We start from the raw sequence: 15074 nt of genomic DNA, 5'->3' as shown, positions 1-15074 counted from the left end.
GCTTACGCCCAATGGGTCCAGGTTAATTCCGGGGAATATCCGGTGGCCGTCTATGGCGCTGAACACGAAGGTTCGTCTGTCGCCACCTCGTCTTCGGATTACCAGGTGACACTGAAGCCGCCTGCCACTTACGAGTATCCATGCACAATAGAAAAGATCCAAATCGGTGGCCAGAAGATTAGTCAGGGTCAATACTCATTCAACGGCGATACAGGCTTGCTTACAATCGACAAGGCAGCCATCACAGGCCCCATTGAAATCTTCGCCAGCATGGTGCTTTCCCCCTACGTCATGACCTACGTGGCCAACAATGGCACCGGCGCCGTGGGATTCGGGTTTGTATCTAGAACAACTAATATGCATTACATGTGGACCTGCACCTTTACCGGCCCCGAAGGCTAGACCTTCTTCAAGGGCTGGTCTCTTAACCAGGACGGTTCCGGCAAACTTTACCAACCTGGAACTTCCTACTACACCACGGCAGATACCACCTTTTACGCCGTCTGGTGGTCAGGCGTGAACAGTGTAAGTATGACGGTGCCGCTCGGCACAGGAATAAGAGGGCAGCGTACCTACAATGGCGTTTCCGCAGTGGTGGAAGGCGCTCCCAATGTCTCCCAGGATGTCACCTGGTCGGTGACCGGAGCCACAAGCCAGGACACCCATGTTTCGCCTGAGGGTCATTTCGGTGTGGGACTTGATGAAACAGCGGACGAAATTACCATAAGAGCCACCTCGGTTGTCGATCCGACCCATTATGATGAATTGGTGGTCCCCATCAAATCTTTTGTTATCGTGAAAAACGGTTCCTCTGGCAATAGCAACATTTATAAAAACGGGGAAAGGGTCACGATCACGGCCAACGAGGCTCCCCAGGATATGGTCTTTGACAAGTGGTTTGTAACCCGGGGCAATGTGACGCTTGATGATGCATTTACGACTCCGACAGCCTTCACCATGGCAAGAGAAACGGTCGAAGTCGAGGCGACTTACAAATCGGCTTTGCCGGGCATCGAGGGGCCCACAGCCATGATGCTGACAGAGGGTTATACCGATCCCGTCTCGACGGAAGCCTATCAACTGACCGGTACGCCGCTTCCTGATGTTGCCATCGATGATAACCTTGGCGGCAGGATCGTCTGGAATGATACGGACCAGACAATGACGGTCGCCCCCGGATTGAACCAGGGCAATTACACGGTCACTCTGACCGCTTCAAACGGTCTCAGCACGGATGCGACGCTGACCTTCCATTTGACGGTCCAGGGACCGCCATCCATCATGGGTGACACCGCCTTGACACTGATTGAGGGATATGAGGAGACAAAAACAAGCGCCTATGTGATTACAGGACTGCCGGCTCCGGAGATCAGCTTCCACGCCAGCGACCCGAAAATTACCTGGGACAGTCAGGCCTGCGAAATTCACATCGCCTCCGGCCTGGGTCAAGGCGACTATACAGCCAGGCTGGCGGCCTCGAATGGCCTGGATCCGGACGCGGCGCTGACCTTCCATTTGACGGTCCAGGGGCCGCCATCGATTAAAGGTGACACCGCCTTGACACTAACCGAGGGTTATGAGGAGACAAAAACAGGCGCCTATACGATTGCAGGACTTCCGGCTCCGGAGATCAGCTTCCATGCCAGCGACCCGAGAATTACCTGGGACAATCAGACCGGTGAAATTCACATCGCTTCCGGCCTGCGTCAAGGCGACTATACTGCCAGGCTGACAGCCTCGAATGGTTTGGAGCCGGACGCGGCGCTGACCTTCCATTTGACGGTCCAGGGACCGCCATCGATTAAGGGTGACACCGCCTTGACACTGGTCGAGGGTTATGAGGAGACAAAAACAAGCACCTATGCGATTGCAGGACTTCCGGCTCCGGAGATCAGTTTCCATGCCAGCGACCCCAAAATTTCCTGGAACAGTCAGACCGGTGAAATTCACATCGCTTCCGGCCTGCGTCAAGGCAAATATGCTGCCACACTGACGGCCGCGAATGGCCAGGGGCCGGACGCGACGCTGACCTTCAGCCTGAACGTCGAACCCGCCGGCAGTGGTGTCCCGCAAGTTCCGTCCGGCCCGGGGAACCCGACGGATCCAACCGTTCCGACGGAGCCGGCAGGCCCGGACGGTACAACAGAGCCAACCGGTCCGGGCGACCCGACAGATCCAACCGGTCCGACAGAGCCGGCAGCCCCGGATGATACGACAGAGCCTGCGGGTCCGGACCGGGTTGAGGAAACAAGCACAACTTCCAGTCCTTCCAAGGAATCAGCGGAAGCGGATCCGCCGCATAAAGGGGGTGGGTACACGGCGCTGGTGATAGCGGGTATTCTGCTACCGGTATTCGGTGCGGGATACATCGCGATCAGACATTATGGAAGAAAGAAAAGATAAGGGAAGAATCATTACTGGTCGATGCTTCGGGAACGGGCGGCAGCAGCTGCCCGTTCTGCATTGGTGCGGTGAGACGATGTCAGACCCGGCAGGGAATCCGGGGAGGTTCAGGCGGCTGAGCATTGATGATTGGAGTACAAACTGCCGGGCAGATCCTGCTTTTGCTTGAATTCATGTCCACATAAGGGTAAATTGCAGTAGGGTTGATGTAACCGATAAGGGGCATGATAGTGCGAGATGATGAAACCCTCTACCGCGAATACCTGGAAGGCAGCGAAGATGGCTTAGGTGAGTTGATCGAGCGGTATGGCACGCGCCTGACTTTATATATTCACCGCTATATTCATGACATTCATGATGCAGAAGATTTGATGATTGACGTTTTCGCTTACCTTGCTGTCAAAAAACCCCGTATCCGCGAGGGTGCTTTTAAGGCCTATATCTATAAATCAGCCTGGCATGCTTCCCTGCGTTTTCTGGCTCAGAACAAGCTTCGCCACTGTCTGAGTCTGGACGACATCGGGTACGAGCCCAAGAGCGGGGACAGGTCGGACGAACTGGCCATTGCGAATGAACGCACTGATCTTCTGAGCCTTTGCATGGAGCGATTGAACCCGGACTACCGTCAGGCACTCTATCTGGTATATTTTGAGCAATTGCATCACGCTGAGGCTGCTGTAATCATGGGAAAAAGCGAAAAGCAAATTGCGGATTTGGTTTACCGCGGGAAAAAATCCCTGCGCAAACGTTTGGAGGAGGAAGGTGTCGTCCATGCGGAGTACTGAGGAAAGGCTGGCCGCGGTCAGACAGAGAGCTCAGGAAATTGAGGTGAATAGAAGCAAACGCCGCGGGCTTGTGATCGGTGTCTCCGCTTTGGCTGCAGGTCTTTTGGCCGTTACGGGCCTGTCGTTTTTAATTCCGTCTTTGAAAGCAGGATCACCAGCTGCTGATTACAACCATCCGGGAGCGACTGCCAGTGTTTTTGATGTCAACAATCGTTTGGGATATGTCCTGATCGGAGTCCTGGCTTTTGCCCTCGGTGTCGTCATTACGATTCTTTGCTACCGGATCCGCATGAAGAATAAGAAAGAGCAGGGCGGCAGCAATGGTCGAACTGCTTGACAATCTGACGCAATCCGCTGCCACACTGATCGCTTTTATCGGTGCCAGTATCCTCTATTACAGAACGCGCCGGCAATCCTTTTTTCTGCTGGCCTGCTTTTTGGGCTGCTTCATGCTCGGTACCTTTCACTGGACTCTCTACATTCTCTTATTTGACAGTTCGCCTCAAGTCTTCTATGTATCGGAATTGGCCTGGAATGCAAGCTTTCTATTTCTGCTGACTTTGGCGTACCTTCTGGCTACAGAGGAGGAGAAGAAGTTCCGGCATCCAGTCCTGCTCCTGGTGCCGGTTTTTTGCATTCCGCAGCTGATCCTTTACCTGAGTCGTGGTGAGATTTTTGCCAACCTTTTAATGGTCGGTCTCACCATGGCCGTAGCCTTCTTTGCCATGCGCGGTTTCGTATTCGCCAGAAGGCAGAGCGGTCAGGCCCGAAATCTGCAATATTTTCACGGTGCAGTCCTCGTGATTATATTCTTGGAATTTGGCCTTTGGACCTCCTCCTGTTTCTGGATCAGCGATACCATGTCCAACCCCTACTTCTGGTTCGACTTTCTGCTGTCAGCTTCCCTGCTGGCCCTGGTTCCGGCTATGAAAAAAGCGGTAACCGCATGACTTATGTTGAAAATATTTTCGTCTGCCTTGCAGCTCCCCTTCTGGTCGCTATGATTTTCATGGGGAAAAAGAGCTGCCGTTTTTTCCTCTTCGCTTTTGCCGGCATGGGCGCCTGCCTTCTTTCCGCTTATCTCAATAGCTTCTTCGCCCAGCTCTACCAGGCGGATTTGATGAATGCCTCGACCCAGATTGCCCCAGTGGTAGAGGAAGTCATGAAACTTATGCCGCTCTTATTTTATCTTCTGGTTTTTGAACCTGAGTCTGAGAGGATCCCGAGCTCGGTACTGACCATTGCGGTCAGTTTCGCTACCTTTGAAAATATTGTTTACCTGACGCAAAGCGGCGCGGAGAATCTTGCCCATTTGTTTATCCGCGGATTCGGAACAGGTGCCATGCATATCGTCTGCGGCGCCATTATCTGCTACGGGCTGGTTTACGTCTGGCAACGAAATTGGCTGAAAATTGCCGGTACCGCTGGCTTGTTGGGAGCCTCCATTACTTACCACGCGACCTACAATCTCCTGGTTGCCCATGGCGGCATCACACAATACATTGGCTATGCCCTGCCCCTGGTTAGTCTATTGCTGACCGGAGTGATGATCAAGCTGGCTACGCAACTGCCGTCGCCTGTCGAGGTGGCAAAGGAAGGCGGCGCGGAAGAATCGCAGATCTGGAAATAGTGGCTTCCCTTTTTCCAGAACCGCTTTCGGGCGGTTATTTTGCCGCCAATCATTTCGCAAAATTTTGCGTCGGTGGTGCGTAGTTTTCTCCATTTTTGTACCTGTACAAGTAGACGGCCTTTTTGAAAGGTTTTCAAAAAAGGAATAGTCAGCAAACGGAGGTGGTCCATGTATGACACGGCAGAACGGATCCGGCTGGTCAGGCAACGGGCGGGGAGATTGCGTCAAAAGAGGGAAAAAAGATCTCTGAGAACGCTCTGTGCGCTCTGCCTGATCCTTTCGTTTGCGCTCGTTCAAGCCTTTTCTTGGATGACAAGGGGTCAAGGAGGCGCTTCTGTTCAGGAAATGTTGGGTGCGACCCTGATGTTCGAAGATGCAGGCGCCTATGTCTTGGTAGGGGTGCTCTCCTTCACTGCGGCCGTCACCATCACAGGTCTGTGCCTGCGTCACAGATATAAAAAAGCAATGTCGCGGAAAGATCATGTTCAGCAAGAAAATTCGCACTTGAGAGACGAATGAAAGAGATTTGATGGCGCAAGCGCGATGGAAAATTTCATGGAAACGACGCGGAGCCAAGTCGGCATATTATGGGGAACCCGGTTCAGTTTATCCTTGTTCTTGCTGTCTTTTTCATTGTTGGCGGTCTGGTCTTTTTTGATCCCCAGGAATGGGGAATTGCGCAGGAATTCTGATGCTGCCCGGCCTTCCCAGGGCGTTTCTATATGTACCCGTGCATTATCTGTGCCTTAACGGGAGAAACAGGCCGTCTGCCGGACTCCTTCATTGCCCGCGTCCCCATGCTTGTTGCCTGCTTCCCGGGCTGCTGCCTCCTGCTCTTTTGGGGTTGAAGTTTTGGCTGGCGGAGAAGATTGCGGGCATGTTCATCAAGCCCGGACATCGGCTGACTGAAGACGCAATCGTGTCGTTGGTGTCAATTTCCAGGGCTATTGGTTATTTCAAGACACTGTCCTGTTAGGGAGAGGGCGGCACTGGCCGGGCCGCTTATCGCATGGAGGGGCCATTCCTCTTCGAAAGAATTTTGTGGATTTTTCCGTTCGCGGGCTTTGTCCATGGACAAGTTTTGGCAATCCCTTGACAGGTACCTGATTTCGCAGCCTGGCATCAGCCTCCCATGAAGAATAGAATGATACTGTGGGAGATGGATCCATGAGACTCTTTGCCTTGGAACTGAATAATGACCTGAAGGGGGTCGGTGAAAGAAAAGAATACATCGAATCGCTGATCGCCGCGCTTCCTTCCCCGGATTTAGTCTTGCTGCCCGAACTGGCTTTGTGCAGTTACATGCCAAACCAGAAGATATGGCATTTTGCCGACCATGGCGGCCGGGATACCTCTTCATGGGCCATGAAGATGGCATCCAAGTACAACACATTCATTGGGGTTGGATACCTGGATTTTGAAAAGAGAGATTACTATAACCGCTACCTGATCGCCGATGGAAAACATGTTTATGGCTCTGTTACCAAAAGTGAAGGCGAAGCGGCTGTATTCAGGAGGGGCTGGTTTGACAGTATCATCAGGGCACCTTTTGGGAATATCGCGGTCGCCATCTGCTACGACGCGAGACGCAGACACTTCTATGACAACGTAAAGGACGAAAAAATTGCTCTGATCGTTTTTCCTCACGGCAGTCCGGCCAATCCCAACAAAGATGCGGAAGAAATTGCGTCTATTGAAGATCTATGCGGCAGCTACCTGGACGCCTTTGGCGTTCCTGTTGTTTATGTCAACAGTGTGGGGAAGCTGGAACCCATGCCCGGTATCATGGGCTGGATGATGAAAAAAGCCGGATTCAAAATGAATGGCAGAAGCCGGATCTGTTCGGCGGACGGCCGGCAAATCCTGCCTCTCCCGCAAGGAATCATAGGCTGGGAAGTTGATCTTTGTGAGAAAAAGAGAAGGCGGGAAATCCACTTCTTCGGGCAGGACCTGACCAGGGATAATTTTCTCTTTCGCCGCACCCTCCTTCGGCTTGATATTTCACGGGGTATCCGACAATACGAAAAAGCCCAGAAGCGCAGCCAATCCGAGCGATGATGCGGACTGCAACCATGGCAAAGACTTCACCGAAAAAGCGCGTTCGGGCCTCCTCCTAACCGAAACATCGCATGGGAGGTCAAGAAATCAGAGGCGGTGACTGTTAAAAGGTATTAAGGGGGAATGCCTGATGAATGAACAAGAAGCGGCCGTCGCCAGAATGACCGGGTATATTGAAGATCACCTGCTTTGCCGCATCACCGCCAGTGATCTGGCGAAGGCGGCCGGCTATTCCCAATATCACGCCGCACGGCTCTTTAGGAGCCGGGTCGGCCTGTCTCCCTTCGAGTACATCCGCAGGGAGCGGATGCTGCGGTCTGCCGCCGCGCTTCGCAAGGACAAGGTGAAAGTGCTGGATGTTGCCTTCGATTATGTCTTTGACAGCCATGAGGGCTTTACCCGCGCATTCACCCAAGTATTCGGGATAAACCCGAAAAAATTTGCCAGCCACCCAAGGCCTGATGGCTGGCGGATTCCCTATCGATATCTTGACCGGTCAAAAAAAGAGGAGGACTCCGGCATGCAGCAAACTTATGTCATCTTCACCCAAATTGTTGAACGCCCAAAAAGAAAACTCATTCTTCTGCGAAGCAAAAAAGCCGATAATTATTTTGATTACTGCGAGGAAATCGGCTGTGGGAAAAGCGGGGATTCCTACGCCTGGGATCTTCTTTCTGAAATAAAAGAGGCCCTTTATGAACCCGCAGGCTTGTGGCTGCCCGAAAATCTGCGCACGCAAGGAACCGGTATCTACGCCCACGGCGTGGAGGTTGGAGCTGACTACACAGGCGGAGTTCCTGCAGGTTTTGATCTGATTGATCTGGAACCCTGCAAATTTCTTGTTTTCCAGGGAGAACCCTATAATGATCAAAATTTTCAGGAGGCTGTCGGTCTTTGCATGGACCGCATCCAAAGGTTCAAGCCGGAAGTCTACGGCTACCGGTATGCGCCCGATCTGGCACCCAAAATGCAATTGAAGCCGGAGGGCTGGCGGGGCTACATTGAGATGCATCCCGTCATAGAGAGTTAGCTTACTGAAAGCAGTATCAAGACAGCCTTCAAGAAATTAGGTGCCGGCAGCGATTTTGCCGATGCCATTTTCAGAAAGCAGGCAGACAACAAGACTTACGCCAATACTGTGTTTGAGCGAACTGTGGGCAAGTGCCGTTTGGATGAGGCAGGTTATGCCTTCTTTTCTTCGAAGGAGGGTTTCCTGATCAGGCGCGAAAAGAAATTGTCTGCGAGCTGACTTATGAGGAGGTGGAAGACGTGCGGGCACAGGGCGTCCATACCCTGGAGGACCATCTGGCCGGAGTGATTGGCGGTCATGGCCCGGACGAAAAGCCTTAAGGTTGCGGGATGGGAGAAAAGGCGTAGACTGGAGATAATTAGTTAAGTCCATCCATTCAGTGATCCGGCGGCGGGCTGAACCAGTCCGCCGCCTGGTTATATCGGCAGGGCGCCCAGGCGCAGAGACTGAAAGGAGACTTGGAATGCCTGAAGTTAAAGTTAACGGAATCACCATGAACTATGAGCAAGATGGAAGCGGTGAGCCGCTTGTCCTCATACCTTACCTGGCGGCGGACCATGCCTGCTACGCTTTCCAGGTGGCGGATTATGCCAAGGAATTTACCTGTATCTCGGTTGACCCGAGGGGGGCCGGCATGACGGACAAGCCCGCCGGGGACTACTCCATGGAGTTGTTTGCCGACGATATTGCGGCTCTGATGCAGGCTCTGAAGATTGAAAAGGCGCATGTGTCCGGTCTGTCACTGGGCGCCGCGACCGGCATGTGGCTTGCTGCCAAATATCCCGAAAAAGTCAAGTCACTGTCACTCCACAGCGGCTGGCCCAAGACGGATCCCTTCCTTAAAACCGTGGTTGAAGGCTGGCAGGTCATGGCCAAGGGTCTGAACAGTGTGACGGAGATGGTCATCCTCGGCATTTTTCCCTGGTGCTTCACACCCGAGCTCTACGCCGAAAAACCGGACTATGTCCAGTCGCTGGCCGACTTTGTCAGAAGCAGGCCTGAACAGCCCCTGGATGCTTTCCTGCGCCAGTCCCAGGCTGTCATTGAACACGATGCGGAAGAGCAGCTCGGGCGCATCAAGGCGCCGACACAGATCACCTTTGGCCGTCACGATCTGATCACATCCACCCGCTTTGCACAAGCCATGCAGAACGCCATCGAGGATGCCCGGCTGGTTGTCTTTGAAGGCTGTGCCCACGCGCCGATCTACCAAGATGTCGAGGGTTTTAACCAGGCGACTTTGGAATTCCTGAAACAGCACGCAGGCTAGCAGGCAAGCGGCGAAAACAAATGGGGTGAGGTCAATCATCGGCGCAGAAACTGGCCAGCCCCCACCTCTTTTGCGTGCTGCCCCCTGTTGTCTTTCGTGACAGACATCAGCTTATCTCCTTTGCATTCCAGCTGCCTTTGGCCGGCTGGTGGCCGGGAGGTTTTCTGTTTAGGCCGGCTTGAACGGTTGGCGATCTCAAAAGGAAGGTTAGGCCGTCTATACGTCTGGATGACAAAATATGTTTGGTGCGGGATCGATACGCACTTCATCAGGAGTATCCTTGAGGCCGCGGATCTTCCCTGCGGGTATCGCTTGCATTCCCCTGGTACATGGACTGAGGGTGGCATTCAAGTCAGTTTCCACCGGTCTGTAGCAAGGATCCCGCAGGAACTTTGAATGAGAGAGGTTTTCCTGCCTAAATGGGGTAAGATTAGGCGTGTGCAGCAAGGACTGAAATATCCTTCGGGGAGGTCTGCCCAGTGTCAAAAAGCAGAAAAGCGCATCTCCTGCTCCTTCTCACCGCCTTTTTGTGGGGCACCTCTTTTGTCGCTCAATCGGCGGGCATGGAACATATCGGGCCCTTCACCTTCAATGCCCTGCGGTACGGGGTTGGGGTTCTGGTGCTCCTGCCCTTTATCCTGGCCAGAAAACCCAGGCTTGACTGGCGGTTTTTCAGGATCAGCCTGCTGATCGGCCTGATTTTATTTGTTTCCAGTTCCCTGCAGCAGAACGCCCTCCTGACGGCCAGCGCCGGCAAGGCGGGCTTCATCACCAGCCTTTACATTGTCCTAGTGCCCGTGATTTCCCTGCTTTTTGGCCGAAAGGTCAAACTGCATCACTGGCTGTCGGTGGCCGCGTCTTTCATCGGTCTTTACCTGATGACCTATGCCGCGAGTGGCGGCTTCGTGCTGGCCGACTGGCTCTTGCTCATTGGTTCAATTGGCTACAGCTTTCATATCATCAGCGTCAGCCGCTATGCGGGGGATGTGGATCCCCTGGCGCTCAGCGCCACCCAGTTCTTGATCGCCTCCCTCTTCTCCCTGGTGACGGCCCTGTTCTTCGAACCTGCCCTGGACCCCGGCCTGATTCGGCTCGCTTTGCCGTCCATTTTATACGCGGGTGTCTTTTCCTGCGGGGTCGCCTATACCTTGCAGATCGTGGCTTTGAAAGACAGCCACTCGACGGTTGCCTCCCTGATCATGGGCCTGGAGGCTGTCTTTGCCGTCCTGGGCGGTGTTGTGGTATTGGGTGAACGGTTCAGCTCCCGGGAAATCTTCGGCAGCCTCATCATGCTTGCCTCAGTGTTTTTTGTTCAATATTTTGAAAGCAGGGCATCTGAAACTCCCTGATTCATGTGTCCCTTCTTACAGCAATCCTTTCTCCAAGCGCAGATAATCAGAAGAGGGAGAGAGATTGAAGTGCGGATGAGGGAGGGATGGATATGAACACACTGAAATGGAAGCGGGTCTACGATCAGGCGGAACCTTCCGATGGTGACCGCATCCTGGTCGATCAATTGTGGCCTCGGGGGGTGAGCCGCGAGAAAGCGGCGCTCGACGGATGGGCCAAGGATATTACACCCAGTACGCGGTTACGCCAGGCTTATCATGGGGGCCGTTTGAGTTTTGAGCAGTTCTCCAAGAGCTATGAAGAAGAGCTGGAGACCAATCCGGCTTTCCCTGATTTTGTCGACGATCTCGACAAACGTCTGGACCAAGGGGATGTGACCCTGGTTTTCGCGGGAAAGGTTCCGGGTGAGACGCACTTGCCGGTTCTTCGGGGAAAACTGGAAAAGGCGGGGATCAAGAGCGATCCTCTGCCTTGAGAATAAATGCCTCCGCCGCCTCTGGGCGGCGGAGGCAGTGTCTACTTTCTCTTTTTCTTCTTCTTCCTCTTTTTCGCGGGTTCTTTTTCTTTGCCTTTTTTCATCAGGCCGAGCAGGGCACCGGCGATGGCAAGAAGCTGTGAAGTGGTGCTGGTTCCCGAAGGTTTTCGCCTCCTGCTGAAAAGGGAGGAGATGCCGTCCGTTACACCGGTTACAGCGGATGACAGCGCTTCGGTTGTCGACCCCAGAGCGTCCAGTACAATTTCGACATCATCGAGCAGCTCTGGTGCAGACTCGGCCAGCTCATCTGTGATGTCAACCAGATTCCCGCTTACAGTTTCGATGTTTTTTATTGTCGCGGGCAATTCTTCAATCGTTTTCACAAGGTCAGGCGATATGCCGCTGACCAGCCGGCTGATGTGCCCCACTGCCGCTGCGGCCTTGAAAAGGAAGATGGTAAGAGCGACCAGGGCTACCGTTCCAGCCAAGCCCAGCACGACATAAAGAAGTGTGGTAAGCGGGACACTGACTTCAAGCAGCATAACAGTCATAATTTGCTCCTCTCGCTTCGACGGCCGGGAGATAGGATTCCGGAGCCGTTCGACGGTCTGATCCCGTGCTTATTCCTCACCGCTCTCTTCAGTTTCCTGGCCTTCTTTTTCTTTCAGCCGGGCTTCACGGGCCAGGCCCCGTGCTTTTTTGGCGACTGCTTCGGCCGTCTCTTCCGTCTTTTCCTTGATGGCTTTACCGGCCTTGACGGAATACTCTTTTACTGCCTTGGCGCCCTTGACGGCGGTTTTGGCGATCTGTTCACGTGTTTCCTTGCCGGCCTGGGGAGCAAACAAGAGTCCCAGAACAGCGCCTCCAATGGCCCCCAGGGTGATGCCGAGGCAGACCTGGCGGTGACGTGTTCTCCTGTTGCGACCGGTGAAAGCTCCGATGATTTCTTCAAAAAACATTTTCTCATCTCCTTTCAGACGTCCTGACCATCTCTCAATTGAGTGACGCCATTGTAACACAAGCGCCGCAGCACTTTGCGTTCCCGGAATTACGGATACCGGCGATCCCCTGTGACTTATGGGGCATATTGGTCCAATACTGTGATCTGTGATACGAAACTTGTCCGTGAGGTGAGGATAGATCATACTACCTGCTTGGTAATGTATATACAATGAATAGCTTAGTATGAATAACTTTGGACTCAGTACTACATATAATATACAAAGTATGATTGCATTTAAGCTACTTATGCGTATATACTTGTGTAACTGCAACAAATCGATGGAAGTGGTGAAATTATTCTATACACCGGTTATGCAGGAGAAGAAGGGTCATTTTACCTACGAAGGGCAAAATCGCAAGGGAAAAAAGTGTTGGTAACAAGGGGTATTTGGCGAAATCATTTTCGCTGATGAAGGGCCATTAATTTCATGAGATTTTGGAGGAAAATGCAAATGAAGGGCTTAAATAAACAAAAACTGTTGGCCATTTTGCTGGCAGTACTCATGCTGGCTGGACATGCCTTTATCGCGCCGGAGATCGTATCGGCGGAAAATGGTGAATTACAGCCTGGAGAGGTAAGAACCTACAAGACAGCCACACCGGTTCCAGGCATGGTTAATACCTGGGACATCAAGTTGCGGGTGGAAGGCAGGGATAAAGAGGGTCCTGCAGAGACGACCCGAGTCGTTTTAGTAATCGACCGGTCAGGGAGTATGCAAGGCACCCGCATGACTGAAGCCAAGAATGCGGCGAAAGAATTTGTTAAAGAGGTCCTGAAGGATCCAAACTTGGAAGTAGCGATCGTTTCGTTTTCCAGTAAGTATGACGGTAACTGGCAATATCCTCCATCCGAGCTCGTGACGGTGGACCGGACTTTTACCAGAACGCTAACGGGCGATCAGGGTCTGAATAAGGCCATTGACGATCTCGTAGCTTCAGGTGGCACACACACTCAAGCCGGCATTTTAAAGGGCAAGGAATTGTTGGATGCTCTGCCTGCTACGATTGACAACAAGATTATGGTGCTCTTGTCAGATGGTTTACCGACTTTCAGCTATGAACCATTGAATTGGGACATAGTGGAAGCAACAGGAACCAACACGTCGAGCAACAGACATCAATGGTATGGGATCTATGACGGCCATTTCGACGAGAGCACAGTCGTCGGCACCGGAAGCACTTTGACTCAGAGCTATGACCAAACTCTCGGTACTCGTCCCAATTGGGTATACATCACCAAACACATCAACAATGGATCCGCAGCCATAAGAGCGGCATCTGACACCAAAGCTTCCATTGGCCAAAACAATCTCTTTACAATCGCTGTCGGCACAGATGCGACGGGTACTGACATACTGCGTCAGATCGCCTCACAAAATAGGGCCTACTCGACGAATAACCCCAGTGAGCTTGAAGGAATCTATGGGGAAATCGCAGGCATTATCACTTCTCAGTCCGCCGTCCGAAGCGCTGTTGTCACCGATGAAATGGGCGATGGTTTTTCCGTAGTCACTGATGTGCAGATAGACACCTTTGGCGATGGAACCACCGAGTTGAAAGCTCCCGCTGGGACAACCAATCAGACGATTAAGTGGACATTTCCCGAGCTCAAAAAACTGGTTGTGGGCACCGACGATATCCGCTACGCGGAGATGACCTATCGGATTGAGATCAATCCATCAATCCTGGATCCAGGCATTGAGCTGGCGGAAATATCGGTTGATCCGAACCATCATCTTTATTGGACTAATAAGTCCACGGTGATGACCTACACAAATTCCGATGACAATCCTGATTCCGCTTCATTCGAGTCACCCAAGGTCGATCCGGTCTTCCTCAAGATCAAGAAGATTTTAACGGACAACCAGGGCAACCTGATTGCCGGTGATATGATTGCCGATAATCTGACATTCGATGTAGAGATTAAAAAGTCAAGCGGTGGAGACAGTGCCAACTTCCCGCACACGGAGGCTCTCGTCCCCAATGCGGAGGATCCTGGTTATGTCTGGCTGACGACATTACGTCATGAAGGCACCTATTCGGTTGAGGAAATTGGTGTCTCTTCGGGTTCGCTCAGCGAGTATGACATTTCCTACAAAACTGATGGGGTGGATGGGGGAACCACTTTTGAAGTGAATCATGTAGGCAACATACCGCGGAGCGATATAGAAGTAGAAGTGACCAACCGGAGGAATGTTGCCCTGGTGTCAATCGGCGTTGAGAAGACTTTGTCGGGGCGCCCGGGTACATCCACCAAGACGGATAAGTTCGGGTTCGTGTTGACCGGTCCCAAACTCCCAGTCGACGGGGTAAAGAAGGAACTTACTTTCGCTGGGAATGGTACAAAAGACTTCCGCTTTGACAGTATCCTTTTTACCAGCATTGATCTTGGCGGTGCAACCACGAAAGATTTTTTCTATACGGTCACAGAAGATTCCAGTCAGCCTATCGCGGGAATTACCTATGACGAAAACCTATCCCGCACGGTGACAGTGACCCTGTCGAAGGATAACCAAGGGCGGATCAGTGCGGCGGTTGACCCTGCAACAGTGAGCTTTACCAACCACTACGAGGCTGAGGGCGTCGAGGTGGAGCTTGGCGGTACCAAGACCCTTGAGAACCGAAATAAGGCGCTTGGGGACGACGAGTTCGAGTTTGCCCTTTACAAGTCGGACGTGGACGGCATTGAGGGAGCTCACGTCGAGACCGTTTCCAACGTGGGCGGCATCTTCAAGTTCAGTAAACTTGACTTTGACGCCGAGGGTACCTACTACTACCTGATCAAGGAAGTGGACGGTGGCCTTGGATGGTTCACGTACGATACGAAGGAGTACCTTGTCAAGGTCGTGATCGCGGACAACGATGAAGGAAAGCTTGAGGCGGCGGTCAGTTACTACATTTATGACGAGGAAGCCGACCCGCCGGCCTGGGTTGAGGCCGAGGTGGCAGCCTTTACGAACAGCTATCTGGCTGAGGGCGTCGAGGTGGAGCTTGGCGGTACCAAGACCCTTGAGAACCGAAATAAGGCGCTTGGGGATGACGAATTCGAGTTTGCCCTTTACAAGTCGGAT

The 15074-nt window shown here is 52.7% G+C and carries 14 protein-coding genes; 11 read left to right on the top strand and 3 right to left on the bottom strand.

Annotation, left to right across the window (positions count from 1 at the left end; genetic code table 11):
- The coding region (locus GX839_04565) for a hypothetical protein (GenBank protein NLB04731.1) at positions 1 to 402 on the top strand (402 nt) is incomplete at its 5' end.
- Between the two features lie 1565 nt (positions 403 to 1967).
- Here GX839_04565 and GX839_04560 read toward each other — a convergent pair.
- Positions 1968 to 2369 (bottom strand): hypothetical protein, encoded by a 402-nt coding sequence (locus GX839_04560; GenBank protein NLB04730.1) that lies wholly within the window; start codon positions 2367 to 2369, stop codon positions 1968 to 1970.
- Positions 2370 to 2627: 258 nt separating this feature from the next.
- On the opposite strand from GX839_04560, the gene GX839_04555 reads away from it, so the two are divergent.
- From GX839_04555 to GX839_04515, 9 genes are all read left to right on the top strand, one after another.
- Positions 2628 to 3188, top strand: a complete 561-nt coding sequence (locus tag GX839_04555) for an RNA polymerase sigma factor (GenBank protein NLB04729.1) — start codon at positions 2628 to 2630, stop codon at positions 3186 to 3188.
- Complete coding sequence (locus GX839_04550; GenBank protein NLB04728.1) at positions 3175 to 3525, top strand: DUF4179 domain-containing protein; 351 nt, start codon at positions 3175 to 3177, stop codon at positions 3523 to 3525. The genes GX839_04555 and GX839_04550 overlap by 14 nt, the downstream gene beginning before the upstream one ends.
- Positions 3509 to 4138 (top strand): histidine kinase, encoded by a 630-nt coding sequence (locus GX839_04545; protein ID NLB04727.1) that lies wholly within the window; start codon positions 3509 to 3511, stop codon positions 4136 to 4138. Before GX839_04550 ends, GX839_04545 begins: the two co-directional genes overlap by 17 nt.
- Positions 4135 to 4818 carry a PrsW family intramembrane metalloprotease gene (locus tag GX839_04540; protein ID NLB04726.1) on the top strand — a complete coding sequence of 228 codons (684 nt, stop codon included), beginning with the start codon at positions 4135 to 4137 and terminating at the stop codon, positions 4816 to 4818. Before GX839_04545 ends, GX839_04540 begins: the two co-directional genes overlap by 4 nt.
- A 1167-nt stretch (positions 4819 to 5985) precedes the next feature.
- Positions 5986 to 6876 (top strand): carbon-nitrogen hydrolase family protein, encoded by an 891-nt coding sequence (locus GX839_04535; GenBank protein NLB04725.1) that lies wholly within the window; start codon positions 5986 to 5988, stop codon positions 6874 to 6876.
- Positions 6877 to 7006: 130 nt separating this feature from the next.
- Positions 7007 to 7906: a helix-turn-helix transcriptional regulator gene (locus tag GX839_04530; protein NLB04724.1), complete on the top strand. Its 900-nt coding sequence runs from the start codon at positions 7007 to 7009 to the stop codon at positions 7904 to 7906.
- Positions 7907 to 8369: 463 nt separating this feature from the next.
- Entirely contained in the window at positions 8370 to 9176 is an 807-nt protein-coding gene (locus GX839_04525) for an alpha/beta fold hydrolase (GenBank protein NLB04723.1), read from the top strand.
- A gap of 479 nt (positions 9177 to 9655) precedes the next feature.
- Positions 9656 to 10525, top strand: coding sequence for a DMT family transporter (locus tag GX839_04520; protein ID NLB04722.1), 870 nt, complete (start codon positions 9656 to 9658; stop codon positions 10523 to 10525).
- Between the two features lie 92 nt (positions 10526 to 10617).
- Entirely contained in the window at positions 10618 to 11001 is a 384-nt protein-coding gene (locus tag GX839_04515; protein ID NLB04721.1) for a DUF488 family protein, read from the top strand.
- A gap of 41 nt (positions 11002 to 11042) precedes the next feature.
- On the opposite strand, the gene GX839_04510 is transcribed toward GX839_04515, so the two are convergent.
- Positions 11043 to 11552 carry a hypothetical protein gene (locus GX839_04510; protein ID NLB04720.1) on the bottom strand — a complete coding sequence of 170 codons (510 nt, stop codon included), beginning with the start codon at positions 11550 to 11552 and terminating at the stop codon, positions 11043 to 11045.
- Positions 11553 to 11621: 69 nt separating this feature from the next.
- Positions 11622 to 11960 (bottom strand): YtxH domain-containing protein, encoded by a 339-nt coding sequence (locus GX839_04505; protein NLB04719.1) that lies wholly within the window; start codon positions 11958 to 11960, stop codon positions 11622 to 11624.
- A gap of 495 nt (positions 11961 to 12455) precedes the next feature.
- On the opposite strand from GX839_04505, the gene GX839_04500 reads away from it, so the two are divergent.
- Positions 12456 to 15074 (top strand): VWA domain-containing protein (locus GX839_04500; GenBank protein NLB04718.1); only part of this gene is annotated, 2619 nt, incomplete at its 3' end.

This window comes from Fastidiosipila sp., assembly GCA_012511175.1.
Lineage (GTDB): Bacteria > Bacillota > Clostridia > Saccharofermentanales > DTU023 > UBA4923.
This window is presented reverse-complemented; position numbering and strand designations above follow the sequence as displayed.